Below are 24,292 nucleotides of genomic sequence, written 5' to 3'. Positions count from 1 at the left end.
AGCATGAACGGATCAGCGAGCGCCTCTCCCCCGGGCGGCACGCGACGCGCCTTCCTCCGTACGGCCGTCGGTACGTCGGTCGGTACGTCCCTCGGGCTCGCCGCAGCCGTCGGCGGGGCGTCGCCCGCGCGGGCGGCGGAGCACGGACACCGGCGGCGCGTTCCGCACGGCGGCATCGGGATGCACCTCTACACGATGCGCGACGTCCTCGCCGGGGACTTCGCGGGCACCCTGGAGCGGCTCGCCGGAATCGGGTACGCGACCGTGGGCGTCAGCGGTCGGCACGGGTACGGCGCGGGGGACATCCGCGCGATGCTCGACGCGACGGGCCTGCGGGCGGTGCTCGAACACGTCGCGTACACCACGCTCACCGGCGGCGGGCTGGCCCGGGCGCTGGACGATCTGCACACCCTGGGCGCCTGGTGGCCCGTGGTGCCGAGCCTGCCGGGGGCGTTGCACACGCCGGACGGGTTCCGCGAGGCGGCACGGCAGTTCAACCGGATCGGGCTCGCCTCGCGCGAGGCGGGCCTGGGGCCCGTCCTGTTCCACAACCACGGCACGGACCATGTGGTGGTCGACGGCGTGAACCTGTACGACGTCCTCCTCGCCGAGACCGATCCCGCTCTGGTCGCCTTCGAACTGGACGTCTACTGGGCGGTGAAGGGCGGCGCCGACCCGGCCACGTACTTCCGTCGCCATCCGCACCGCTTCCCCGCCCTCCATGTGAAGGACATGGCGCCGGACGGGGGCTTCGCCGACGTCGGCTCGGGGACGCTCGACTTCGCCGCGATGTTCGCCCACGCGCGCGTGGGCGGCGTACGGCAGTGGCTGGTCGAGCACGACACTCCGGCCGACCCCTTCAGTACGGCGCGCAACAGTTACGCGTATCTCTCGGCGCTGCGCTACTGAGCTCCGGCATGCTCGGCGGGGCCTTCTTGTCGACTTCCTTTCCGACTTCCTTGCCGACCCTCTTGTAGAAGAGCGTCGTCGCGTGGAGGCCGCCCGCCGGGTCCGTCGCGTAGTCCGGGATGGTTCCGGCCCGGGTCCAGCCCGCCTTCTCGTAGAGGGTCTCGGCGGGGCTGTGGGTCTCGGTGTCCAGCACGAGCAGGGTCACGCCCGCCTCCGCCGCCGTCTCTTCGGCGGCGGACAGGAGCGCGCGGGCGAGGCCCTGTCCGCGCGCGCCCGGGTGCACCATCAGCTTGGTGATCTCGGCGCGGTGGCGGCCGTTGGGCTTGTCCACGAAGGCGACACCGACGGTCCCGGTGACGCGCTCGGCGTCGCGGGCGGCCCAGAGGGCGAGTCGCCCCTCGGCGACCACGGGGGCGAGCCCGCGCCACCAGGCGGTCGCCGCGGGCCCTTCGAGATCGGCGAGGAAGCCGAGCGAGGCGCCGCTCCGGACCGTCTCGACCAGCAACTCCGCCAAGCCGTCCGCGCAGTCCAGGAGTTGACGGGCGGTGAGCCGGGCGACGGTGGACGTTCCGGTCACGGCGTCACCACGACCAGCGCGTACCGCACGGCTGTCTCGCCCTCACAGCGGAACCGCGACGCGCCCCACAGGCGAAAGCGCAGACAGTCCCCGGTACGCAGCAGGTGCGCCTCCCCGTGGACCGTGACCTCCAGGGCCCCTTCGAGCACCCAGATGTGCTGTTCCAGACCCGGCACGGCCGGGCGGTCGTAGGCGATGTCGGCGCCCGGCTGCAGTCGGCCCTCGACCAGCTCGCCGCGCATGCCGGTGCTCGGCGGCGAGACCGACCAGCGCATGAAGCCCGCGTCGTCGTCCGTCCAGACGGCCTGGTCGACGGCGCGCACCAACTGCGCGGGCTCGGCCTCGACCTCGCTCAGGAGCTGCGACATCGTCCGCTCGTAGACCGCGCAGAGCCGGTTCAGGAGGGCCGCGGTGGGGCTGATCTCCGCGCGCTCGGCGCGGGACAGGGTCGAGCGGCTGATCCCGCTCAGCTCCGCCAACTCGCCCAGGGACCAGCCGCGTTCCGCACGCAGTTCGGCCAGCCGCGCGGCAAGGCGCGCGTCGACTCCATCGTGTTCCATATTCGGTACGTTATCCCGTTTCTGGGATATCCGGCAAGCGCGGGTCCCCCGCGGACCACGCGTCAGTCGTGCGCGGACACCGCCCCGAGCAGCTCCCTGATCCGGCCCGTCGCCGTGCGGAACTCGGGGGACACGAGCGTGGCGGCGTACTCCCGTTCCGGCGGAAGCCCTACGTCGATCACCTCCGTGACCGTGCCGGGGCGCGGGCTCATCACGACGACCCGGTCGGCGAGGTAGACCGCCTCCGGGATGGAGTGCGTCACCAGGAGGACCGTGGTGCCGGTCTCGCGCCAGATGCGGTTCAGCTCCACGTTCATCTGCTCGCGCGTCAGCGCGTCCAGCGCCCCGAACGGCTCATCCATAAGTAGCACGGGCGGCTCGTGCAGCAGGGCGCGGCAGAGCGCGACCCGCTGCTGCATGCCGCCCGACAGCTCGTGCGGATAGGCGTCCTCGAAGCCGTCGAGCCCGGTCATGCGGATCAACTCGTCGGCACGCGCGCGTGCCCGCGCGGCGGGGATCTTGCGCATCTCCGCCTGGAGCAGGATGTTGCGCCGCGCCGAGCGCCAGTCGAGAAGGGCGGCGCGCTGGAAGACGTAGCCGATGTCGCGCCTCGGTCCGCGCACCCGCTCGCCGCCGAGGAGCACCTCTCCCGAGGACGGCGCGAGGAGCCCGGCGACCAGTTTGAGCAGTGTGGACTTGCCGCATCCCGAAGGGCCGACGATCGCCACGAACTCGCCGGAGCCGACGTCGAGCGAGACGTCCCGCAACGCGGTGACGTCCTTCCTCTTCGTACGGAAGCGGACGGCGACGGCACCGAGACGCACGGCGGGCCGCGTGGTCATGCCCTCCATGCCTTCCATGCCCTCCCCGCCCTTCCCCGTCACGAGGCCCTGTGTCGCGAGCGTGGCGTGCTTGGGCGCGCTCACCCCTTGACCCCCTTGGCTGCCTTGGCTGCCTTGGCTGCCTTGGCTGCCTTGACGCTCTTCGCCGAATCCCAGTACTCCGACACGGACTTGGGCTCCTCGATCAGGCCCGCCTCGGCGAAGACCTCGATGGTCTGCTTCCAGTCGGCCGCGGTGTTGACCCCCGGCGCCTTGCCCTCGGTGGCATCCGTGTGCAGCAGGGTCAGCGTCGTCCTGAACTGCTCCGACAGCACCTTCTTCGGCGGCAGTTGCTCGGACGCGCCCTCCATCGCGGCGACCGCGGGCCCGGGACTGCGCTGCGCCGACGACCACGCCTCGCTGACGGCCGCCGTCATCCGCTGGGCCAGATCGCCCCTGCCCTGCAGCGTCTTGGGACCCGCGATGAGCCCGTTGGAGTAGAAGTTCAGGCCGTGCTCGGAGAAGCGCAGGTAGGAGACGTCCTTCGCCGCCTTGTTCCGCATCGTCGGGCCCTGGTCGCTCGCGTAGCCGAGCAGCGCGTCGGTCTTGCCGGAGATCACCGCGGCGATCTTCCCCGCCGGGTCGGTGTTCTGGATCTTGACGTCCGACAGCTCCATGCCGTTCTTCGCCAGGAAGATCGGGAAGGTCTTGGTGAGCGCGTCTCCTGCCGTCCCCGCGATCGTCTTTCCCTTGAGCCCCGCGGGCGACGTGATGCCCTCCGTGTCGAAGTACTGCACCGAGGCGGGCGTCGTCTGCAGGAACACTCCGAGGCTCTTCACCTTGACGCCCTGATCGACACCGGCGAGCACGGCGGGGGTGTCGGCCCAGCCGAAGTCGGTCTGTCCCGCGCCGGTGGCCTGCACGGTCTTCTGCGAACCCTGGCCCGCCCTGATCTCCAGGTCGATGCCGTGCTTCTCGAAGATCTTCTGCTGCTTGCCGAGGTAGAACGGCGCGTGCTCGCCGTACGGATACCAGTTGAGCGTCAGCGTCACCCTGTCGAGCTTCTTGCCGGAGTCGCTGGTGCTCGTCCTGGCGTCGTCGCCACCGCAGGCCGTCGCGGTCACCGCGACGAGCGCCAGCGGGACGAGTCCTGTGAGGAGTCTGCGCGCGTGCATGAGCGGCCCTTCTCGCGTACGGGAGTCGGTGCGTGGCGATGGGAGGAGCGTGGGGACGGCAGGAGCGTGCCGATGGAGGAGCGGTCAGTACGTGGTGGCGGCCGCGCCCCTGCGGCTGGCGTGCCACGGGAGCAGGAGCTTCTCGGCGATCTCGACGAGGACGAAGAGGACCACCCCGATCAGCGACATCACGAGCAGTCCCGCGAAGAGCATCGGGGTGTCGAGGTTGCCGTTGGCCTGGAGGATCACGTAGCCGAGCCCTTCGTTCGCGCCGACGAACTCCCCCACGACGGCACCGGTCACGGCGAGCGTGACGGCCACCTTGAGCCCGGAGAAGAGATGCGGAAGCGAGGCCGGGAAGCGGATCTTGAGGAAGGTCTGCCAGGGGCGTGCGCCCATCGTCGCGGAGAGCTGCAGCATCTCGGGGTCCACGGCCTTGAGCCCGGTGACCATCGAGATGACGACGGGGAAGAAGGCGATGAGGACGGCGATGAGGATCTTGGGCGCGATGCCGAAGCCCAGCCAGACGACGAACAGCGGGGCGATGGCGATCTTCGGTACGACCTGGGCGAAGAGCAGGATCGGATAGAGGGTCTTCTCGACGGTGGTCGACGCGACCATCAGGACGGCGGAGACGATCCCGACGCCGACCGCGATGACGAAGCCGATCAGCGTCTCGTACGTGGTGACCCAGCTGTGCTGCCAGAGGTAGTCGGGCTTGTCGACGATGACGTCGAAGGTCGCGCCCGGCGAGGGGACCAGATAGGGCTCCACCATGGCGGTGGCGGCGATCAGCCACCAGGCGCCGAAGCAGACGAGCAGCAGGGCGAGCGGACGCCAGCCGCGTTCGACCGCGTCGGCCACGCGCTGCCGGACGCCGGGACGCTCCCGCTCGACAACACCCGCCGCCTTGCCGGGCGTTGGGGACAGTACGCGCTGGCTCACGAGGAACTCCCCTGACATTCGACGGGCTTCAACGGGCTTCGGCGAACTTCGGCGGCAGGTGCGCAAGTGCGGAGGAAGCGGCGGAGAGGCGGCGGAGGGGCGACGGAGAAACGTGTCCAGAAAGCGCTTTCTGGCAGGCTGTCGGCCACGCTAATGACTGGCTCACAGCAGGGTCAATAGGTCGGACCTGAGTTTCCGGGCCGGGCCTGCCCGGGCCGCCGAGCCCCGATTTCGTCTGCCCCGTTGTCAGTGGCGGCTGCCAGCATGGGTTGTCGGGCGGGGACAGCGGCTGAATGGGGGGCGACATGCCGGGGAACAAGGCGTACGGACGGGACCGGTCATGACGCGGCGGCCGCCCGCGAGGCGGCGCACGCGGTATCCGCGTCGCACGCGGCGGGCGCGGCGCGGCAGGGACGCCGAGGTCCTCATGGTGTGCGTGGCCGCCGTGGCGGCGGTCGGCCTGGTCGTGGTGGCGGTGAACTGGCTGCTCGCGCACTGGTGGTTGCTGCTCGTCGCGGGCGCGGCGGCCGCCGGGGCGGGTGGGCTGTGGCTGTACCGGAAGTCCGAGCGCGCCCGGTGGGACCGGGTCCGCGCGCAGGGCCTGCGGTTCGCGATAGGGCAGTTGGACGCCCTGCACCACCGGGATTTCGAGTACGCCGTCCGCGACTTGATGCGGCGGGACGGCTGCCGGGACGCGGCGCAGGTCGGCGGGGCGAACGACAACGGGGCGGACGTGAAGGCCACCGACCCCTCGGGCCGCCGCTGGGTCATCCAGTGCAAGCACCGCAGGCGCGGCGCGGAGGGTTCGGCGGTCGGCACACCGGATCTGCACGTCCTGAACGGGACGGCCCGCCAACTGCACGGCGCCGACGTGGTGGTCCTGGTGACGAACGGCAGGTTCTCGGCGAAGTGCGCGCCGCTCGCGCGTTCCCAGCAACTCCATCTGGTGGACCGCCGGACCCTGACCGCCTGGGCCTCGGGCTCGCGCCCCCTGTGGGAGCTGCTGCCCCGAATACCGCCGCCGGGCCGACCGCTCCCCTGACGTCCGCGCGGGCGGCCCAGGCCCTGTCGTCACACTCCCGTCTGCCCCGCGACGACGGGAGTTTGATGACAGGGCCTAGCCCGCCGCTTCCCCCAGCGCGTCGAGCACCGGGCGGATCAGCGGATGCTCCTCCGCGCCGCAGCGCACCGCGGCGAACACCCGGCGCGTGGGAGCCGCGCCCTCGACGGGGCGTACGACCACGCCGGGCACCTCCATGCCCCGCAGCGCCGAGCGGGGCACGAGGGCGACGCCCGCGCCTGCCGACGCGAGCGCCACCACCGCGCGGAAGTCGTCCGACCAATGCTCGAGCAGCGGCTGGAACCCGGCCTGCTCGCAGGCGAGGACCACGACGTCGTGGCAGGGGTTGCCCGCGAAGGGGCCGATCCACGCGTCCTTGGCCAGCTCGGCGAGCGCGACGCGGTCCGCCGCCGCGAGCCGGTGGCCGACCGGGAGCACCGCGTCGAAGGGCTCGGCGTAGAGCGGGACGCGGGTGAGCCGCGGGTCGTCGGCGCCGGGCGCTCCCCGGTACTCCACGGCGACGGCCACGTCCACCTGCCGGTCGAGCACCATCGGCAGGCTCGCGTCGCCCTCCGCGTCCTGGACCCTGACCCTGATGCCGGGCGCGGAGTCCGCGAGGCGGGCGAGCGCGGGGCCGACGACCAGGCCGATGCCGGTGGCGAAGGACGCCACGGTCACGGTCCCCGCCGCGCCCGAGCTGTACGCGGCGAGCTCCGCCTCGGCGCGCTCCAGCTGGGCGAGGACCGCGTTGGTGTGCGTCAGCAGGATCTCCCCCGCCGCGGTCAGGCGCACGCCGCGCGCCGAGCGCTCGACGAGGCGGTGGCCCGTCTCCTGCTCCAGGGCGGTGAGCTGCTGGGACACCGCGGACGGCGTGAGGTAGAGGGCCGCGGCAGCGGCCGTGACCGTGCGGTGGTCAGCCACCGCACGGAGGATGTGCAGCCGCCGCGCCTCGATCATGCGAACGATTCTCCCTTACCGGGAGACCCATCCGTCACCGCGGGCCGGTGGGAGCTGGGCGCGCAGTTCCCCGCGCCCCTTCGGGGCTCGCCCCTAGCCGTCCAGCTCGGCCCGCGCGGCGACGAACGCCTCCACCGCGCGGTTGACGTCCTCCGTCGAGTGCGCGGCGGACAGCTGCACGCGGATCCGCGCCGCGCCCTTCGGCACCACGGGGTACGAGAAGCCGATCACGTACACGCCGCGCTCCAGGAGCAGCTCGGCCATGCGGCCGGCCACCGACGCGTCGCCGATCATGACGGGGGCGATGGCGTGGTCGCCGGGCAGGATGTCGAAGCCCTCCTCGGTCATCCGCGAGCGGAACAGAGCCGTGTTGGCGGCGAGCTGTTCGCGCAGGTCACCGGCCGACTCAAGGAGGTCGATGACCTTGAGCGAGGCCGCGGCGATCACCGGGGCGAGGGTGTTCGAGAAGAGGTAGGGGCGCGAGCGCTGGCGCAGCAGCGCGACGATCTCCGCGCGGGCCGCGACATAGCCGCCGGACGCGCCGCCGAGCGCCTTGCCCAGCGTGCCCGTGATGATGTCGACGCGGTCCATGACGCCGTGCAGCTCGGGGGTGCCGCGCCCGCCGGGGCCCACGAAGCCGACGGCGTGCGAGTCGTCGACCATGACCATCGCGTCGTAGCGCTCGGCGAGGTCGCAGATGTCGGAGAGCGGGGCGACGTAGCCGTCCATGGAGAAGACGCCGTCGGTGACGATCAGCTTGCGCCGGGCGCCGCCCTCGGTGGCCTCCTTGAGCTGCTTCTCCAGGTCGCCCATGTCGCGGTTGGCGTAGCGGAAGCGGCGGGCCTTGGAGAGGCGGATGCCGTCGATGATCGACGCGTGGTTGAGCGCGTCGGAGATCACCGCGTCCTCGGCGCCGAGCAGCGTCTCGAAGACACCGCCGTTGGCGTCGAAGCACGAGGAGTAGAGGATCGTGTCCTCCTGGCCGAGGAAGGCGGAAAGGCGCGCCTCCAGCTCCTTGTGCACCTCCTGCGTACCGCAGATGAAGCGGACGGACGCCATGCCGTAGCCCCACCGGTCGAGCGCGTCGTGGGCCGCGGCGACGACGTCGGGGTGGTCGGCGAGACCGAGGTAGTTGTTCGCGCAGAAGTTGAGAACCTCACCGGGGCGGCCTCCCGCGGTGACGGCGACCGTGGCGGACTGCGGGGTGCCGATGACGCGCTCGGGCTTGTGCAGTCCCGCGGCGACGATCTCGTCGAGGGTGGCCTGGAGGTCTTCGCGTACGGAGTCGAACATGCTTGATTCCTTAGGGGTGTTCGGAGGTCTGCGGCCTGGGGTCAGGAGGTCACGAGGTCACGAGGTCCAGTCGAGGATGACCTTGCCGCCGCGGCCGCTCGCCGCGTCGTCGAAGGCGGCCTCGAAGTCGCGGTGGCCGTACCGGCCGGTGATCACGGGGGCCAGGTCGAGCCCCCCTTCGAGCAGCACGGACATCGCGTACCAGGTCTCGAACATCTCGCGGCCGTAGATCCCCTTGATCGTGATCATCGAGGTGACGATCCTGGACCAGTCGACCGCGAACTCCTCGGACGGCAGGCCGAGCATGGCGATCCTGCCGCCGTGGGTCATGTTGGCGACCATGTCGCGCATCGCGCGCGGGTTGCCGGACATCTCCAGGCCGATGTCGAAGCCCTCGCGGAGCCCGAGGGTGCGCTGTCCGTCGGCGATCGTGGACTCCGCGACGTTGAGCGCGAGCGTGACGCCGGTCTTGCGGGCCAGCTCGAGGCGCTCCTCGCTGACGTCGGTGATCATGATGTTGCGGGCGCCCGCGTGTCGAGCGACGGCCGCCGCCATCAGGCCGATCGGCCCCGCCCCTGTGATCAGCACGTCCTCGCCGACCAGGGGGAAGGAGAGGGCGGTGTGCACGGCGTTGCCGAACGGGTCGAAGATCGCGGCCACGTCCAGGTCCACCGGGACGCGGTGCACCCAGACGTTGGTCGCGGGCAGCGCGACGTACTCCGCGAAGGCGCCGTCCCTGCCGACGCCGAGTCCGACGGTGGCGCGGCACAGGTGGCGCCGCCCGGCCAGACAGTTGCGGCACTTGCCGCAGACCAGGTGGCCCTCGCCGCTGACCAGGTCGCCGCTCTTGATGTCCGCGACGTCACGGCCGGTCTCGACGACCTCTCCGACGAACTCGTGCCCGACGACCAGCGGCGCGGCGATCGTCTGCTGCGCCCAGCCGTCCCAGGCCCTGATGTGCAGATCGGTGCCGCAGATCCCGGTGCGGAGCACCTTGATCAGGACGTCTCCGTGGCCGATCTCCGGCTCCGGTACGTCCATCAGCCGGAGTCCCGGCTCCGCCTTCTCCTTGACCAGCGCCTTCAACGCCACGGCTCCTGTCGTCGTCCGTCGATTCTTGCTCCGACGACACAGGAATCTTCCCTACGGCGGCGCCCCGGTCCATCGAGGATTTCTTAAGCGCCGCCGCAGCTTTCCTTCAGGCCCCCGCGCCAGAACGGCGCATCAGCGGAGCTGCCCGCGTTCGAAATAGGCGATCAGCTCCGGGTCGAGCGCGGGCACCTCGCGCGGCGTCCCGCCGTCCCGCAGCGACTCGGTGGCCCGTACGCCCGCCGCCACGGCCATCCGCGCCGCGACGGGCGAGGTGTCGGTGCGCCCGCCCGCGCGGACGAAGCGGACGAACTCGTCGACGAGCAGCGGATCGGCACCGCCGTGCCCGCCGTCGTCCTGCGCGTCCGGCACCGGATACTCGGCGTCCGCGTCGCCCCGGTAGGAGGACCGGCGGGAGTTCCACACCTTGACCACTCCCCCGGGTCCGTCACCGAAGTTCTCCAGGCGCCCCGCGTCGCCGATGACGGTGTAGTTGCGCCAGTAGTCGGGCGTGAAGTGGCACTGCTGGTAGGCCGCGAGCACCCCGTTGTCCAGGCGCATGTTGACCAGGGACACGTCCTCGACGTCGATGACGGGGTTCAGGTCGCGCTGGGTGTGCGGCGGCCAGTGCCCTTCCTTGGTGTACCAGTCGTCCGTCTTGGGCTCGCCCGGCGCGCGGCGGTGCGGGTTGTCGCCGTAGACCATGAGGTCGCCGAGGGCCTGCACCCGGCTCGTGTAGCCGTTCGCCAGCCAGTGCAGGACGTCGATGTCGTGGGCGGCCTTCTGCAGCAACAGGCCCGTGGTGTACTGCCGTTCGGCGTGCCAGTCCTTGAAGTACCAGTCCCCGCCGTAGCCGACGAAGTGCCGCACCCAGACGGTCTTGACCGCGCCGATCTCGCCGCGCTCGATGACGTCGCGCATCAGCCGGACCACGGGCATGTGCCGCATGTTGTGTCCGACGTACAGGCGCGTGCCCGTCTCGTACGCGGTGTGCAGGATCCGGTCGCACGCCTCGACGCTCGTCTCCAGCGGCTTCTCGACGAAGACGGGCTTGCCTTCGCGCAGCGCCTCGCAGGCGAGCTCCGCGTGGGTGTGGTCGGGGGTCAGGACGACGATCGCGTCGACGTCCGGGTCCTCGACGACCTTGCGGTGGTCGCTGGATATCAGCGCGCCGGGAAAGGCCACGGCGGCCCCGGCCCGTGCGGTGGCGTCGTGGTCGGCCAGGGCGGTGACGCGGGAGCCCTCTCCCGGCCGGTGGGCGGTACGGGCCAGCGAGCCGCGCAGCCCGTAGCCGAGAACGCCGAGACGGAGGTCGGTCATGGAACTTCCTTCGCTTGTGCCGGTGTTGCGGGTGCCGGTGGTGCGGGTGCCGGTGGTGCGGAGTCCTTGGCTCACGGATGCCGGTGGGCGGCGGAGCTTGATCCTTATCTATCCGGCCCCGGCCGCCCGTGTCGAGGGGCCGGGCGGCCGGACGGAACCCCGATCGTCAGGGATGGACGAGCACGTGTGCCAGGCCCACCCGACCGGTGCCCGTGAGCCTGATCCGTACGAATCTGGCCGTATCGCCCCCGGCGAATTCCAGGAGCGTGGGGCGCAGTGCCTTCCCTTCCACATGGCGGGTCGTGGCGTCGGCGAAGTCCGCGGTCCGCGACAGCTGGACGTCGAAGTCCGCCGTGGTCATGGCCGCGCCGTTCCACACCTCGACCTGGCGCACCCGTCGGGCGGCGCCGAGGTCGACCTGCCACCAGGCGCCCGGTTCGGCGAGCGTGCGGGTGTCGGTCGAGGTGTCCCCGTCGACGGCGTACGCGGCCCCGGCGGCGCCGTCCGTGGAGGACTGCGACGCGGTGCCCGCGCGGGCGAGGTCGGGGCGCAGCTGCTCGACCGGCTCCGGGCGGGCGCCCGCGCGCCCGGCCACGGCGAGTGCCTCGGCGGGCAGCCGGTCGAGTTCGGTGCGGTTGTCCTTCATGGTGGATCCGGTGCCGGTCAGGGCGGGTGCGTCGGTGTCGGTCCAGTTACCCGTGGCGTGGTTCTGGATGCCGTAGTCCGCCCAGTTGGAGACCCACTTGTAGCCGAGCCTGGTCAGCACGTTGCCCTCGACGCGGATGTGCGAGGACTGCTCGTCCAGGTAGATGCCGTTGCCGTCGCGCTCGGTGTTGCCGTACGCCGAGCGGTTGATGTAGTTCCCCGCGACGAGGGTGCGGGGCTGGGCGCCCTGGGTGTAGATGGCGCCGCCGTCGTGCTGGTCGTGCTCGACGCGCATCACGTCGGTGATCCGGTTGGCGGTGACGCGGTTGTCGCGCAGGACGGACTCCCTCGCCTCGGGCTGGTTCCAGCCCCAGCCGACCGAGATCCCCGAGTAGGGCAGCTCTTCGAGGGTGTTGTGGTCGACGCTCAACTCCGCCTCGTACCCCGCCCAGATGCCCACGGAGTCCGTGTACTCGACCCCGGTGCGCCGGATGGTGTTGTACGCGAGGGTGTTGCGCTCCCCCGCGAGCGCGGGCTCCGGGTCGGGCTCGGTGTCGCCGATGTAGGCGGCGCCCGACGAGAGGTCCATGAAGCGGGAGCGGGTGACGGACGAGTCCTTAGTGCCCGCTTCCAGGATGACGCCCGCGCCCGCGAGATGGGTGAACTCGGCGCGGGTGACGGTCACTTGACGCCCACCGCGCACGGTGAGCGCGGCGGAGGGTTTCGTGTAGTACCGGCCCGCGTGGTCGACGGGTCCGCTCGCCCCGGTGAGGGTGAGGCCCGCCTGGGTGCCCGCGTAGCCCTCGTCGGTGCCGGGCTGACGGTAGGCGGCGTAGGCGAAGTCGATGCCGTCGACCCGCACGTCGTGGGCGCCGTCGATGACCATGAGCCGCTCGGTGACCGGGGTGACCATGCGGGCGCGGCGCGGGTTCTCGCCCGCGCGCGGCAGGTAGGTGACGGTCCGGTCCACGGTGTCCCAGACGAACTCGCCCGGTTCGTCGAGGAGTTCGCGGGCGTTCTCGAAGTAGGCGACGCCGTGGTAGCGGGCGGAGTCGACGGTGGTGGAGTCCCAGGCGGGGCCCGTGCGGTCGGTGCCGCTCGCGGAGTTGGCCCAACAGGGCTGTGCGAAGGTGAGGTTGTCGCCTTCGACGCCCGTGACGCGGCAGTGGTAGTCGCGCCAGCGGACCTTGATGACCGCCTCCGCGCCGGTGGGCCGCTGCCAGGCGGCGGCGCCCGAGGCGATCGCACCCGTCATCCCGTCCTTCGTCGCGTCGCAGGTGGCGGCGGGGCAGGCCGCTCCCCGTGCGCGCTGCGCGCGGCGGCCGTCCACGAAGAGCTGGCGCGGGGCGACGCCTTCGGGGGCGGTGGCGGTCCAGGTCCCGTCCCGGTTCCTGCGCCATCCCTCGATCTCCCGGCCGCCGGACAGGACGGGGTCGGCGCCCGGGGCCGCGGTCCAGGTGACGGTGCGCCCGGCACGTCCCGAGTCGGCCTCGCCCAGCTCCAGGGGCCGGGTCAACTCGTACGTGCCGTCGGCGAGTTCGATCCGCACGTCCCGGTCCGCGATGTCGCGCGCCGCGTCGCGCGCGGCGGTCGGCGAGCAGGGGCGTGCCGCACCGCACGTGTCGCCGCTGCCGTGCGGTGCCACGTGCAGGACGCGCGGCGCCGGGGCGGCCGTGGCCTTCGGGGTGAGCAGGGCGCCGAGCGCCACGGTGACGAGGGCCGCCGCGAGGGCGGCGGGGTGGCGCCTCACGGGGTGACGCCCCAGTCGGGGTGGCCCGGCATGGGCGGGTTGTCGAGGTCGAACAGCCAGTGGTTCAGGAAGGTGCGGACGGACGCGTCGCCCGTCACCTTGACCGCGTTGTCGATGAAGTCCTGGGTGGTGGCGTTGCCGTGCCGGTGCTTGGTCAGCCACGCCTTCATGACGGCATCGAATTGGTCCTGCCCGATCTGCTGTCGGAGGGCGTAGAGGGAGACGGCGGCCCCGTCGTAGATGTTGAAGCCGCCGAGCCCGGTGGGCTTGCCGGGCGGACCGTCGGTCTTGCGGACCGCGTCGAGCTTCTCGTACGCGGCCTTCATCTTCTCCTCGATCCTCTGGAACCCCTTCTGGTCCGCCCACACGGCGGCGTAGTAGACGGCGGGCCCCTCGTTCATCCAGGCGTCCTGCCAGGTCGCGGGGGTGACGGAGTCGCCGAACCACTGGTGGGTCAGCTCGTGGACCATGGTGGTGGAGTACGTGGGGCGCTCGAACCAGCCGGGCCCGAAGAGGGAGAGGGTCTGGTTCTCCAGGGCGTCGCCGTACCCGTCGCGCACGATCTGTACGCCGTAGGTATCGAAGGGGTAGCGCACGCCGAGGGTCTTCTCCAGCCAGGCGAGCTGCCCGCCGGTCTCCTCGACGATCGGGCGGTACTTCTCCCGTTGGTCCTCGGGGACGAGGTGGCGCAGCTTCACGCCGTGCGGGCCGCGACCGTAGAGGTAGCTCTGTTTGTTGACGGAGATCCCCATCAGCTCGGGCGCCATCGGGGACTTGAGGGAGAAGTCCCAGGTCTCCTTGGCGCCGGGCGCGCCGCGCCGCCCGGTGAGGTTGCCGTTGGCGGCGGGCGTCCAGCCCTTGGGCGCGGTGAGGTGGAAGGTCCACGTCGCCTTGTCGGACGGATGGTCGTTGACCGGCGCGAAGGTGTCGGCGCGCGACGCCTGGGCGGCCGAGGCGAAGCCGCCGTCGGACATGTACCGCCAGCCGGGCTGGCCGATCGGCTTCGTCCTGCCGTTGCCGTGGTACGCCACCTCGACGTCGAAGGAGCGGCGCTCGCGCAGCGGCCGCGCCGGGGTCACGGTGAGCTCCTGGCCGGTCTTGCCGGGACCGATCTCCCAGGTGGCGGGCGCGCCGTTCACGGTGATCCGGTCGATGGCGAGGGAGTCGACGTCGAGGTTGAAGGACGACAGGTCCTGGGTGGCTCTCGCCCGGATCCTCATGGTGGCGGCGAAGTCGTAGGTGACGGGCGTGAAGTCGAAGGAGAGGTCGTAGTGGCGCACGTCGTAGCCGCCGTTGCCGAGCGTCGGGAACAGCGGGTCGCCCACGCCGTCCGAGCCGGGAGCGGGATGGGAGGGGGTGCCGTGGGCGGGAGCGGTGAGCGCGAGAGTGGCGACCGCGGCCGCCGCAGCGATGACGGCACGCACGGTGCGGGTCCTTTTCTCAGCCATGGGGCGGCAACGTAGTAATCGCTTACTGTCCCGTCAACACCTCTGGAGCGCCGTGCTCTTGGACTTTTCCGCTCCGACTCTCTGGCGCAGGGACAGAATCCGGTACACGCTTACCGTCGATGCCGAGGCGGCGGACCCGGTCGAGGGGCGCGGGGAACTCCGCAAGGGGCGCGGGGAACTGCGCGACAAGCCACGACGAACCCGCACCGGAAGGACGACCGCACATGGCAGACGCGCCGACGCACCGGAGCAGCCCCACACGACGCGCGACCATCACCGACGTCGCGGCACGAGCCAACGTCTCATCAGCCACCGTCTCCCGCGTACTCAACGGCAACTACCCCGTAGCCGAACCCACCCGCACCCGCGTCCACGCCGCGGTGGACGAACTCGGCTACGTGATCAACGCGCACGCCCGCGCCCTCGCGGGCACCTCCAGCCGCACCGTCGGCATCATCGTGCACGACGTCGTCGACCCCTTCTTCGCCCACATCGCCCGCGGCGTGGAGCGGGCGGCGTCGGAGGCGGGGCGGCTCTGCATGGTCTGCTGCACCCACGGCGACCCGCGGCGCGAACTCGCCTTCGTGGACCTCCTCCACGAGCAGCGCGCGGACGCGGTCGTCCTGGTCGGCGGCGCGCACCAGGACCGTGCGTACGCCCGTGAAGTCGCCCGCAGGGCACGGAGCCTGCACGCGGGCGGGGCCAGGCTCGTGCTGTGCGGCAGGCCGTCGGTGGGGCGCGACGTGCCGACGCTCTCGGTGGAGTACGACAACGAGGGCGGCGCCTTCGCCCTCACCGACCACCTGCTCACCCAGGGCCACGAGCGCGTCCTCTACCTGGGCGGCCCGCCGAACCTCTCCACCACCCACGACCGGCTCGCCGGGCACCGCAGGGCACTGGCGCTGCGCGGCGTGCCCGCGGCTCCCGAACTGGTGCACACCGGGGCGTTCAGCCCCGCCTTCGGCCATCGCAGGCTGGCCGAACTCCTCGCCGCGAAGCTGGAGTTCAGCGCGGTCTTCGCGGCGAACGACATGGTGGCGATCGGGGCGTCGCAGGCCATCGAGGAGGCCGGGCTCCGCGTGCCCGACGACATCTCGCTGGTCGGGTACGACGACGTGCCCGCGGCGGCGACGCTGCGGCCCCGGCTCACCACCGTGCACGTACCGCTGGAGGAGATGGGCCGGCAGGCGGTGCGGAGCGCGGTGCCGGATGCGGAGTCCGACGCGTGGCGGCCCCCGGCCGACGGCGGGGTGCGGCTCGGCACACACATCGTCGTACGCGACTCGGTGGCGGCCCGCACGCCATCCCCAGCCAGGACAGCCAGAACAGCCAGAACGGAAAGAACGGAGAAAGATCCCGGCCCCTCTTGCGCGCGATAGCAACCGCTTACATGCTGTCGCGGGATCGCCCGTGTGCCGCCGACACCTCTGGGAGTTCACATGCCCACGCCTGTCTCCGACTGACCCGCATCACCCCTCCAGGAGTTACGGACCCCATGCCCGCACCGCACCTGCACCTGCCGCCCACCGACCGCGTCCTGTCCCCGCTCACCGGCTGGACCAGGGCGCACTGGGAGGCGCTCGCCGACCGGCAGTTGGACGCCCTCGTCCCCTACGCGACGCCGGGCTTCGCGCAGTACCGCCTGCCGGGACGCAACAGCTGGTCGGGCGTCGTGTCGGACGGCCTCGAAGGGTACGCGCGGTCCTTCCTCCTCGCCTCCTTCCGGATCGCGGGAGCGGGCGGCGAGGTGGATCCCCGCCTCGTCGAACGCTACGCGCGGGGTCTGACAACGGGCACGGACCGCTCCAGCGGCGAGGCGTGGCCCGAACTCACCGACTGCTCCCAGCAGATGGTGGAGGCCGCCTCGATCGCCATCGGCCTGTACGAGACCCGCCCCTGGATCTGGGACCAGCTCGACACCCGGGTCCAGGAGCGGGTGGTCGACTGGTTCTCCGGCTTCGTCGGGGGCCGGACCTGGGACAACAACTGGCGCCTCTTCCAAGTGGTGTCCGAGCAGTTCCTCGCCTCGGTCGGCGCCCCCCACAGCCGGTCGGACATCGACGGCGGCCTGGACCGCATCGAGGACTGGTACCGGGGCGACGGCTGGTACAGCGACGGCGACGGACGCAACTTCGACTACTACATCGGCTGGGCCATGCACCTCTACCCGCTGCTGTGGGCGCGCATGGCCGGTGCGGACGACGACGGGCGCGGCAAGGTCTACCGCGAACGCCTCACCCAGTTCCTCACCACCTACCCGCACTTCTTCGGCGGCGACGGCGCCCCCGTCCACCAGGGGCGCTCCCTGACGTACCGGTTCGCCGCCGCGGCGCCCGTGTGGATGGGCGCCCTCGCGGAGTGCACCCCGCTCGCGCCGGGACTGACCCGGCGGCTCGCCTCCGGCACCGCGCGGCACTTCGTGGAGCGCGGCGTCCCCGACGAGCGGGGCCTGCTGCCGCTCGGCTGGTACGGCACGTTCCTTTCGGCCACCCAGGCGTACTCGGGCCCCGCGTCCCCGTACTGGGCGAGCAAGGGCTTCCTCGGCCTGCTGCTCCCGGCCGACCACCCGGTGTGGACCGAGCGCGAAGTGCCGCTGCCCGTCGAGGAGTCCGACCGGTACACGGCGCTCCCCCAGCCCGGCTGGCTCCTGCACGGCACCCGGCACGACGGCATCGTGCGCCTGGTCAACCACGGCAGCGACCACAATCCCCTCGAAGGCCCCGCCCAGGACGACCCGCACTACGCCAAGTTCGGCTACTCCACGGCGACCGCCCCGGAGACGGCCACGCGCGCGTGGGAGCGTGCCGTGGACGGCCACTTCGCGCTCGTCGCACCGGACGGCACCGCCTCGCGCCGCCGCCGCATCCACCCGCTGAGCTGCGAGGGGCGCGTCGCGTCCTCCCGGCACGACGCACAACTGCCCCACCTGGAAGGCGAGTTCCCCATCCGGACGACCAGTGCGCTGCACGGCCCCTGGGAGATCCGCGTACACCGCGTACAGGCCCCCGCGGAGCTCGCCGTGCGCGAGGGCGGGCACCCGGTGGCCGACGCGACGCGGCCGCACGCGGAGTCGGGCCCCGGCTGGGCCCTGACGCGTACGGAGTCGGGGCTGACCAGCGCCGTGATCGCGCTGCACGGCTGGGACGACCGGGCCGGGATCGCCCGCGAGGTGGCGGCCAACGCGTACGGACCGCACTCGGCGACCCCGTTCCTGTCCTGCGCCCACCGACCCGGCGCCGACAGCGTGCACGTCACGCTCGTCGCGCTGTCCGGTGACACGGTCGAGCCGCAGGCGCTGCGCGACTCCGTCAGCTGCGCCGTCGACGACGACGGCGTCGTCCGTGTCCGCTTCCCCGACGGGGTCGAACTGCTCCTGTGAGCACGGTCAGATCCCGCCGTCCTCGCGGCGGTGGATCTGCCCGACGAGTTCGGCGGCCATCGTCTTGATCGTGTCGAGCCCGGCCCGCCCCCAGGGCCGCGGCTCGACGTCGACGACACAGACGGTGCCGAGCACCACCCCCGTACGGTCGATGAGGGGCGCCCCCAGATAGGAGCGGATGCCGATCTCGTCCACCACGGGATTGCCCGCGAACCGCGGATAGTCGCGGACGTCCTCGAGGACGAGGGCCTTGCGGCGCGCCACCACGTGCGGGCAGTAGCCGTAGTCGCGGGCCATGAACCGGCAGTCGTCGCCGCACGGGCCCTGCGGGGTGTGCAGACCCGCGAAGAACTGCCGCTCCTCGCCGATGAAGTTGACCATGGAGTAGGGCGCGCCGGTCAGCTCGGCGAGCCGGTCGGCGAACAGGTCGAGGGCCGGGTCGGCACGCTGTCCGAGCCCGAGACCGCGCAACCGCCGCACCCGTGCGGGCGCCTCCTTGTCGACGGGGGTGAGCAACAGGTGCGCGGTCGGGTCGTACATCACGTGTGTGCTCCATAACTCGGCGCCGGGGCATGGTTGAGCAGATGCTTGACGAGGGTCAGGAGCGTCTGGATCCCGGAGCTCGAGATCCGTGCGTCGCAGCGCACCACGGGCACGTGGGGGTCGAGGTCGATGGCGGAGCGGACCTCGTCGGGCTCGTAGCGGTGGGCGCCGTCGAACTCGTTGATCGCCACGATGAAGCCCATGCCGCGCTGTTCGAAGAAGTCCACGGCGGCGAAGCAGTCCTCCAGACGTCGTGTGTCGGCGAGCACCACCGCGCCGAGCGCGCCTTCGGAGAGTTCGTCCCACATGAACCAGAAGCGCTCCTGCCCCGGCGTGCCGAAGAGGTAGAGCACGTGCTCCGGGTCGAGTGTGATCCGTCCGAAGTCCATGGCGACGGTCGTCGTGGTCTTGTTCTCCACGCCCGAGAGGTCGTCGGTGGCCTCGCTGACCGTGGTGAGCAACTCCTCCGTACTCAGCGGCGCGATCTCGCTGACCGCGCCCACGAAGGTGGTCTTGCCGACCCCGAAGCCACCCGCGACCAAGATCTTCAGTGCGGTGGGGAAGGGGTCAGAGCTGTCGTCGTAATCCATCGAGCACTGCCTCCAACAGGGACCGGTCAGTGGGGTTGTGGTAGAAGTCCGGGGCCTTCGTGGTGAGGGCCCCGCAGTCGATGAGATCCGAGAGGATCACTTTGGTGACGACCGCGGGCAGCTTCAGCTGCGCCGCGATCTCGGCGACCGATCTGGGCGCCTCGCACAGGCCGATGGCCGTGGAGTGTTCGGGTCCGAGGTAGCCGATGGGGGCCGCCCCGGTGGCCATCACCTGGGAGAGCAGGTCGAGTCGGCTGGTCGGTCTGGTCCGCCCGTTGCTGACGGTGTAGGGGCGGACGAGCCGCCCCGCGGCGTCGTCGAGCCAGGGCCCGTCGTGCGGGGCCGCCATGGTCAATGCCTCATCGGAGCGGGTTCGCCGGCGGGCTGCCGGGGCGCGGTGATCAGGTACGGGCGCACGCTCTTGACCAGCATCGCCATCTCGTAACCGAGGACGGCCGCGTCCGCGTCCCGGCCCGCGAGCACGGCGAGACAGGTGCCCGAGCCCGCGGTGGAGACGAACAGGAGGGTGGAGTCCAGCTCCACGACGACCTGGCGGACGTCCCCGCCGTCCCCGAAGCGGACGCCCGCGCTGCGCCCCAGCGAGTAGAGCCCCGAGGCGAGGGCCGCCATGTGGTCGGCGCTGTCCTGGTCGAGGCCGTGCACCGACTTCACGAGTCCGTCGGAGGAGAGCAGGACGGCGCTGTGGGTGTGCGGCACGCGCTGCACGAGGCCGCTCATCAGCCAGTCGAGATCGGATACATGGCCGGTCGGCACATCGCTCGCCATGGTGGATCGACTCCTTGGGGTACGAACGTACGTAGGTCTGCGTCGGCACTCCGCCTCGGCAGAGGTCGTGGGGGGTGATCGGGCGTAGTGGTGCGCGGGTCAGCCGCCTTGTTCGCTCCCGTCGTGCGGGACGCCGGACCCGTGCTCCCCGGGGGTGGGGCCGCGGACGTCCTGTGCCTGGGCGAGGCCGATGCCGCGCTGGAACGCGGCCATCAGACCCGGGTCGTGGCCGACGAGGTGCTCTCCGTCGGGGCGCGGCGCCGGGGCGTCGCGCAGCTGGGGCGCGAGGTGTTCCTGGGCGCGCCGCTTGGGCAGTTGGGGCTTGCCGACCCGGCCGCGCACCACGCCGTTGCGGGGGGTCGGGAGCGTGCCCGCGTGCTCGTCGGCGATCGCCCGGTCCGTGGGGCGGATGCCGGGCACGGCGTCGGCGGGCGTCGGCCGCGCGCCGCGTCCGCGCACGGGCAGCGGCGCGGGTCCCGTGCCGTCGGCGGCACGCCCTGGCTCCCGCTCGCGTCCTGACAGGTCCTGGTGCGGCCGCACGGGGACCGCGACGGGCTCGGGCCGTGGGGCGGGGGCCGGAGCGGGTGCGGCGTGCGCGGCGTGCGTGACCGGGGCGACAGGGGGGACAGGGGCGACGGGAGCGGCCTGGGCCGCGTGGCGCGGGGGCGCTCCGTCGGGCGCCCCGCTCGGCGGAGGCACGGGCGCGTCCCGTCGTACGTCCCCGGGGGATCCCGCCCCCCGCGCCGCCGTCTCGTCCGCCGCCGGGCGCCGCCGCTCGGCGGTCTCCACCTGCTGCTCGGCGCCGAGCAGCTCCTGCGGCACGATCAGTACGGCCTGCACACCGCCGTAGATGTTGGTCTGGAGCCGGACCGCGACGCCGTGCCTGCGGGCGAGCGCGGAGACCACGAAGAGGCCGATCCGCCCGTCCTGCAACAGGCTGGCGACATTGACCTGGTCGGGGTCGGCGAGCAGCCGGTTCATCTTGCTCTGCTCGGCGAGGGGCATACCGAGGCCCCGGTCCTCCACCTCGACGGCGAGTCCCGCCGTCACGAGGTTGGCGCGGAGCAGCACTTGGGTGTGGGGCGCGGAGAACACGGTGGCGTTCTCGACGAGTTCGGCGAGCAGGTGGATGACGTCGGCCACCGCGTGCCCGCGCAGCGTGCCGTCGATCGGCGGCACCAGCTTGACCCGTGAGTACTGCTCGACCTCGGCGATCGCGGAGCGCATCACCTCGGTCATGGAGACCGGATTGCTCCACTGGCGGCGTGAGACGGCGCCGCCGAGCACGGCGAGGTTCTCGGCGTGCCTGCGGATGCGGGTCGCCAGGTGGTCGACGTGGAAGAGGCCCTTGAGCAGCTCGGGGTCCTCCACCTCGTTCTCCATGTCGTCGAGCAGGGAGATCTCGCGGTGCACCAGCGACTGGAGGCGCCGGGCGAGGTTGACGAAGACCTCGACCTTCTGTTCGCTGCCCGCCTGGCTGGAGAGCTGGGCCGCCTGGACGACGGCGTCGACGGCGGTGTCGTGGGCGCGGTTCAACTCGTCGGACAGCAGGTCGAATTCGTCGCCGCCGGGGCGGGTGTGACGGGTGGGTCTGGGGGCGGGCGGCTGGTCACCGCGGCGCAGCTTCTCCACGACGCCGCGCAGGTCGGCCTGGCCGCGCGCGGTGGCACGGCGCAGCACGCCGACCCGGTCGCGCAGGGAGCGCGCGGCGCGGTCGGCGGCCACCGCGGCGATCACGATGCCGGAGAGGCCGACCACGGTGGCGGCGGCGAGCACGGCCAGCAGGGCGGGGCCCGGCCGCGTGCCGGTCGAGCGGAGCGTGAACAGCACGGCCGCGCAGGCGCTCAGGCCCACGGCGACGGCGGGCAGCACCGCGATGCGCAGGAGCAGGGGCCGTATGTGGGTCTCGGGCAGCGTGGCGGCGCGGCTGCCCGGCCTGCCGTGCCGCCCGCCCTCACGGCGGTCTGCGCGTGCGGCGGGTGCGCGAAGGTGAGACATCTGCGTCCTCGGTACGTTGCGACGGGGGTCCAGGGATCGGCCCGACTCCTGATTGCGGCATCGCCGTGCCGGTCGGCAGGTCCGCGATGTGATCCCTGCGTCGCCCGACGGCCACTCACGGTAGTCGGCAACGCATCATGTGCGGTGGGCAGTTGACAAAGTCGGCGGGGCAGCGTCCCGCTCTGGTATGACGCCTCGCACGGGGGTCCGATTAGCCTCGTACGCAGGTGCGATTCCCACCTCGTTCGGGCATCGGCGGCGCGTCGCCTCGCGGTCGGAGGGCTCGGACGGGCAGCGCCTTGCGTACGCCGGGTATTCACGCCGCGCGAGCGCCTCCGCGCCGCGGTACGGCTGCCCGCCGGGGGTCCCCGTCCTCGGCGACTGCCCCGCGGACGGGGACGCGGAGGCCCCGCCCGGGCAGGGCGTCAACGCGCGGCGCTCGAAGAACCCTCCGCCGCGTACGGCGAATTGACGCGGGTCTTCGGCTCGACGCGCCGGGAGACGTGGACAGCCGTCCGGGGACGCGGCCGGGCGCCGATGCGGCGTCATGCGGCTGCGGCGGGGACGGTACGGGGGCTTCCCCGCCGGGGGCGGGCGGTCGGCCGCCGCACGGCCGCCGAAGGGCTGGCGGGGCAGGGCGAGGTCGGGGCGTAGTGGGGGGGTGAGGTGGGGGCGGGCACCGGTCGAGGACCGGCACCAGTCGAGCGGGGGCGGGTCGACGGTGCGAGGCGGCTCGCCACGCGGGCCGACACGCATGCAGGCGTGGCTCGCCATACGGGCCGCCTCACGCGCAGCGTGTCTCTTCGCGCAGGCCGCCTCACACGCAGCGTGGTTCGCCATACGCGCCGGCACACGCGGAGGCGTGACTCTCCATGCGGGCCGCCTCACACGCAGCGTGGCTCGCCATACCGGCCGACACACGCGGAGGCGTGACTCTCCATGCGGGCCGACACACGCTCAGACCTGACTCACCACCCAGGCCCCCTCACGCGAAGACGTGACCCTCCACGCAGGCCGCCTCGCAGGCGTGACTCGCCACGCGGGGCACCTCGCAGACGCGACTCACCACGCAGGCCGCCTCACGCGCAGGCGTGACTCACCACCCAGGGCACCTCGCAGACGCCACTCACCACCCAAGGCACCTCGCAGACGCCCCGCGCCCCGCCTCCCCCGCCGGGAGGCACAACGCCTATCCGACCGGCGCCGCCTCCGGCTCCCCGCTCGTCGCGGCCCGCGGCCCCGCCTCCTCGGCATCGGCATCGACCCAGCCGCCGTCCGGCACGACCGCGACGCCCCGCCACCACGGCACACCGGGCACCGCGTCCGACCCGGGCTCGAAGGGCTCGCCGGGGCGGGGCAGCGCGATCGTGGCCCCTTCCTCGCGCGCGGCGGCCAGGGTGCCCTCGCCGGGCTCCGACCACGGGTGCGGAGCGAGGTTGAACGTGCCCCAGTGGATCGGCAGCATGACGCCCTGCGGCCGCCCGCCCTGGAGGTCCAGATGGGCCCGCATGCCCTCCTGCGGAGTCATGTGGATGTCGGGCCAGAAATCACTGTAGGCACCGATCTGGATCATCGTGGTGTCGAAGGGGCCGTACTGGTCACCGATCTCGCGGAAACCGGGGAAATAGCCGGTGTCCCCGCTGTGGTACACCCGGTGCTCGGACCCCGCGACCACCCACGACGCCCACAGCGTGTGCTGCTGATTGCGCAGGCCACGCCCGCAGAAGTGCCGCGCGGGCGTGGCGGTCAGGGTCAGGCCCGCCACCTTCGCCGACTCGTGCCAGTCCAGCTCGTGCAGCCGCTCGGCGGGCACGCCCCAGCGCTCCAGGTGGGCGCCGACGCCCAGCGGCACCGCGAACACCGTGTCCGTAGCGGCCAGGGCCTTGATCGTCGGCATGTCCAGGTGGTCGTAGTGATCGTGCGAGATGACCACGGCGTCGACCGGACCGAGCGCTTCGAGCGGCACCGGCACCGGGTGCAGTCGCTTCGGCCCCGCGAAGGCGAACGGCGAGCAGCGATCGGCCCAGACCGGGTCGAAGAGCACCCGGTGACCGTCGATCTCGACGAGCACGCTGGAGTGCCCCATCCAGGTGACCCGCAGCCCGTCGGCGGGCGGCCTCACCAGGTCGGCGAGGGTCGTGGCGTGCACCGGAACCGTGCCGGTGGGCCCGCGTCGGACGCGCTCCTCCTTGCGGAAGTAGATCTTCGCGAACTCCGCGGTCGACCCGGTCGGCCGGGTCCGCGCTCCCAGGGGATTCTGGAACGTGCCCTCCGCGACGGAGAAGTTCGGGGACCTGCGGATCCGCGCCATCCGCGCACCCTCAGGATCCGCTCCGAAGGCGGCGGGCCGCAGGGCGCGGAGCCCGGGAATCAGGGACCGGGACACGGGACCTCCTGAAGGGGGTGGATAGGCCCCTCCATTATGTCCAACGCCTCCGACAGCGGCC

At 72.2% G+C, this 24,292-nt stretch carries 21 protein-coding genes; 4 read left to right on the top strand and 17 right to left on the bottom strand.

Features of this window, described 5'->3' with window-relative positions; all coding sequences use genetic code 11:
- Window positions 1-3: 3 nt before the first annotated feature.
- Complete coding sequence (locus KY5_RS36340) at window positions 4-909, top strand: sugar phosphate isomerase/epimerase family protein (RefSeq protein WP_098246190.1); 906 nt, start codon at window positions 4-6, stop codon at window positions 907-909.
- On the opposite strand, the gene KY5_RS36335 is transcribed toward KY5_RS36340, so the two are convergent.
- The 5 genes from KY5_RS36335 to KY5_RS36315 all read right to left on the bottom strand — a co-directional run bounded on the left by KY5_RS36335 (window position 860) and on the right by KY5_RS36315 (window position 5,005).
- Entirely contained in the window at window positions 860-1,486 is a 627-nt protein-coding gene (locus KY5_RS36335) for a GNAT family N-acetyltransferase (RefSeq protein ID WP_098246189.1), read from the bottom strand. The two genes, KY5_RS36340 and KY5_RS36335, sit on opposite strands and share 50 nt — an antisense overlap.
- Window positions 1,483-2,046, bottom strand: coding sequence for a helix-turn-helix domain-containing protein (locus KY5_RS36330; protein ID WP_098246188.1), 564 nt, complete (start codon window positions 2,044-2,046; stop codon window positions 1,483-1,485). The genes KY5_RS36335 and KY5_RS36330 overlap by 4 nt, the downstream gene beginning before the upstream one ends.
- Window positions 2,047-2,108: 62 nt before the next feature.
- Window positions 2,109-2,906: an ABC transporter ATP-binding protein gene (locus KY5_RS36325; protein ID WP_234363268.1), complete on the bottom strand. Its 798-nt coding sequence runs from the start codon at window positions 2,904-2,906 to the stop codon at window positions 2,109-2,111.
- 62 nt (window positions 2,907-2,968) lie between these two features.
- Window positions 2,969-4,042, bottom strand: coding sequence for an ABC transporter substrate-binding protein (locus KY5_RS36320; protein ID WP_098246187.1), 1,074 nt, complete (start codon window positions 4,040-4,042; stop codon window positions 2,969-2,971).
- An 84-nt stretch (window positions 4,043-4,126) separates the two neighbouring features.
- A complete protein-coding gene (locus KY5_RS36315; protein ID WP_098246186.1) occupies window positions 4,127-5,005 on the bottom strand; it encodes an ABC transporter permease in 879 nt (292 codons plus the stop codon).
- Between the two features lie 322 nt (window positions 5,006-5,327).
- On the opposite strand from KY5_RS36315, the gene KY5_RS36310 reads away from it, so the two are divergent.
- Window positions 5,328-6,029, top strand: a complete 702-nt coding sequence (locus KY5_RS36310) for a restriction endonuclease (RefSeq protein ID WP_098246185.1) — start codon at window positions 5,328-5,330, stop codon at window positions 6,027-6,029.
- Between the two features lie 75 nt (window positions 6,030-6,104).
- Here KY5_RS36310 and KY5_RS36305 read toward each other — a convergent pair whose 3' ends face one another.
- The 6 genes from KY5_RS36305 to KY5_RS36280 form a co-directional block, all read right to left on the bottom strand.
- Window positions 6,105-7,004, bottom strand: a complete 900-nt coding sequence (locus KY5_RS36305) for a LysR family transcriptional regulator (RefSeq protein WP_098246184.1) — start codon at window positions 7,002-7,004, stop codon at window positions 6,105-6,107.
- Between the two features lie 93 nt (window positions 7,005-7,097).
- On the bottom strand, window positions 7,098-8,297 hold the full coding sequence (locus KY5_RS36300) for a glycine C-acetyltransferase (protein WP_098246183.1): 1,200 nt from the start codon (window positions 8,295-8,297) through the stop codon (window positions 7,098-7,100).
- 57 nt (window positions 8,298-8,354) lie between these two features.
- Window positions 8,355-9,383, bottom strand: coding sequence for an L-threonine 3-dehydrogenase (tdh, locus tag KY5_RS36295; RefSeq protein WP_098246182.1), 1,029 nt, complete (start codon window positions 9,381-9,383; stop codon window positions 8,355-8,357).
- 138 nt (window positions 9,384-9,521) lie between these two features.
- Window positions 9,522-10,706, bottom strand: a complete 1,185-nt coding sequence (locus KY5_RS36290) for a Gfo/Idh/MocA family protein (RefSeq protein WP_098246181.1) — start codon at window positions 10,704-10,706, stop codon at window positions 9,522-9,524.
- A gap of 166 nt (window positions 10,707-10,872) precedes the next feature.
- On the bottom strand, window positions 10,873-13,101 hold the full coding sequence (locus KY5_RS36285; RefSeq protein ID WP_199843397.1) for a discoidin domain-containing protein: 2,229 nt from the start codon (window positions 13,099-13,101) through the stop codon (window positions 10,873-10,875).
- The gene (locus KY5_RS36280) at window positions 13,098-14,549 is read right to left on the bottom strand and encodes a M1 family metallopeptidase (protein WP_098246180.1); all 1,452 of its coding nucleotides are present in this window, start codon (window positions 14,547-14,549) and stop codon (window positions 13,098-13,100) included. The genes KY5_RS36285 and KY5_RS36280 overlap by 4 nt, the downstream gene beginning before the upstream one ends.
- Window positions 14,550-14,773: 224 nt before the next feature.
- Here KY5_RS36280 and KY5_RS36275 point away from each other — a divergent pair, with 224 nt between their 5' ends.
- Both KY5_RS36275 and KY5_RS36270 read left to right on the top strand, forming a co-directional pair.
- Window positions 14,774-15,928 (top strand): LacI family DNA-binding transcriptional regulator, encoded by a 1,155-nt coding sequence (locus KY5_RS36275; protein WP_098246179.1) that lies wholly within the window; start codon window positions 14,774-14,776, stop codon window positions 15,926-15,928.
- Between the two features lie 116 nt (window positions 15,929-16,044).
- Window positions 16,045-17,928 carry a DUF2264 domain-containing protein gene (locus KY5_RS36270; RefSeq protein ID WP_098246178.1) on the top strand — a complete coding sequence of 628 codons (1,884 nt, stop codon included), beginning with the start codon at window positions 16,045-16,047 and terminating at the stop codon, window positions 17,926-17,928.
- A gap of 6 nt (window positions 17,929-17,934) precedes the next feature.
- Here the strand turns inward: KY5_RS36270 and KY5_RS36265 are convergent, their stop codons facing one another.
- The 6 genes from KY5_RS36265 to KY5_RS36240 form a co-directional block, all read right to left on the bottom strand.
- Window positions 17,935-18,471 carry a GAF domain-containing protein gene (locus KY5_RS36265; RefSeq protein ID WP_098246177.1) on the bottom strand — a complete coding sequence of 179 codons (537 nt, stop codon included), beginning with the start codon at window positions 18,469-18,471 and terminating at the stop codon, window positions 17,935-17,937.
- Complete coding sequence (locus KY5_RS36260) at window positions 18,468-19,061, bottom strand: GTP-binding protein (protein ID WP_098246176.1); 594 nt, start codon at window positions 19,059-19,061, stop codon at window positions 18,468-18,470. Before KY5_RS36260 ends, KY5_RS36265 begins: the two co-directional genes overlap by 4 nt.
- Window positions 19,039-19,410 carry a DUF742 domain-containing protein gene (locus tag KY5_RS36255; RefSeq protein WP_098246175.1) on the bottom strand — a complete coding sequence of 124 codons (372 nt, stop codon included), beginning with the start codon at window positions 19,408-19,410 and terminating at the stop codon, window positions 19,039-19,041. The genes KY5_RS36260 and KY5_RS36255 overlap by 23 nt, the downstream gene beginning before the upstream one ends.
- Window positions 19,411-19,412: 2 nt before the next feature.
- Entirely contained in the window at window positions 19,413-19,847 is a 435-nt protein-coding gene (locus tag KY5_RS36250) for a roadblock/LC7 domain-containing protein (protein ID WP_098246174.1), read from the bottom strand.
- 99 nt (window positions 19,848-19,946) lie between these two features.
- Entirely contained in the window at window positions 19,947-21,845 is a 1,899-nt protein-coding gene (locus KY5_RS36245; RefSeq protein WP_107645726.1) for a sensor histidine kinase, read from the bottom strand.
- A gap of 1,189 nt (window positions 21,846-23,034) precedes the next feature.
- Entirely contained in the window at window positions 23,035-24,231 is a 1,197-nt protein-coding gene (locus tag KY5_RS36240) for an MBL fold metallo-hydrolase (protein WP_234363027.1), read from the bottom strand.
- Window positions 24,232-24,292: the final 61 nt, after the last annotated feature.

Source organism: Streptomyces formicae (assembly GCF_002556545.1).
Classification (GTDB): domain Bacteria; phylum Actinomycetota; class Actinomycetes; order Streptomycetales; family Streptomycetaceae; genus Streptomyces; species Streptomyces formicae_A.
This window is presented reverse-complemented; position numbering and strand designations above follow the sequence as displayed.

What these genes read in the sequence shown, in the direction of transcription:
- KY5_RS36320 (WP_098246187.1), bottom strand. Translation starts at nt 4,042, where the DNA reads ATGCACGCGCGCAGACTCCTCACAGGACTCGTCCCGCTGGCGCTCGTC.
- KY5_RS36330 (WP_098246188.1), bottom strand. Translation starts at nt 2,046, where the DNA reads ATGGAACACGATGGAGTCGACGCGCGCCTTGCCGCGCGGCTGGCCGAA.
- KY5_RS36250 (WP_098246174.1), bottom strand. Translation starts at nt 19,847, where the DNA reads ATGGCGAGCGATGTGCCGACCGGCCATGTATCCGATCTCGACTGGCTG.
- KY5_RS36300 (WP_098246183.1), bottom strand. Translation starts at nt 8,297, where the DNA reads ATGTTCGACTCCGTACGCGAAGACCTCCAGGCCACCCTCGACGAGATC.
- KY5_RS36255 (WP_098246175.1), bottom strand. Translation starts at nt 19,410, where the DNA reads ATGGCGGCCCCGCACGACGGGCCCTGGCTCGACGACGCCGCGGGGCGG.
- KY5_RS36275 (WP_098246179.1), top strand. Translation starts at nt 14,774, where the DNA reads ATGGCAGACGCGCCGACGCACCGGAGCAGCCCCACACGACGCGCGACC.
- KY5_RS36305 (WP_098246184.1), bottom strand. Translation starts at nt 7,004, where the DNA reads ATGATCGAGGCGCGGCGGCTGCACATCCTCCGTGCGGTGGCTGACCAC.
- KY5_RS36260 (WP_098246176.1), bottom strand. Translation starts at nt 19,061, where the DNA reads ATGGATTACGACGACAGCTCTGACCCCTTCCCCACCGCACTGAAGATC.
- KY5_RS36310 (WP_098246185.1), top strand. Translation starts at nt 5,328, where the DNA reads ATGACGCGGCGGCCGCCCGCGAGGCGGCGCACGCGGTATCCGCGTCGC.
- KY5_RS36290 (WP_098246181.1), bottom strand. Translation starts at nt 10,706, where the DNA reads ATGACCGACCTCCGTCTCGGCGTTCTCGGCTACGGGCTGCGCGGCTCG.
- KY5_RS36280 (WP_098246180.1), bottom strand. Translation starts at nt 14,549, where the DNA reads ATGGCTGAGAAAAGGACCCGCACCGTGCGTGCCGTCATCGCTGCGGCG.
- KY5_RS36325 (WP_234363268.1), bottom strand. Translation starts at nt 2,906, where the DNA reads ATGGAAGGCATGGAGGGCATGACCACGCGGCCCGCCGTGCGTCTCGGT.
- KY5_RS36245 (WP_107645726.1), bottom strand. Translation starts at nt 21,845, where the DNA reads ATGTCTCACCTTCGCGCACCCGCCGCACGCGCAGACCGCCGTGAGGGC.
- KY5_RS36340 (WP_098246190.1), top strand. Translation starts at nt 4, where the DNA reads ATGAACGGATCAGCGAGCGCCTCTCCCCCGGGCGGCACGCGACGCGCC.
- KY5_RS36270 (WP_098246178.1), top strand. Translation starts at nt 16,045, where the DNA reads ATGCCCGCACCGCACCTGCACCTGCCGCCCACCGACCGCGTCCTGTCC.
- KY5_RS36315 (WP_098246186.1), bottom strand. Translation starts at nt 5,005, where the DNA reads ATGTCAGGGGAGTTCCTCGTGAGCCAGCGCGTACTGTCCCCAACGCCC.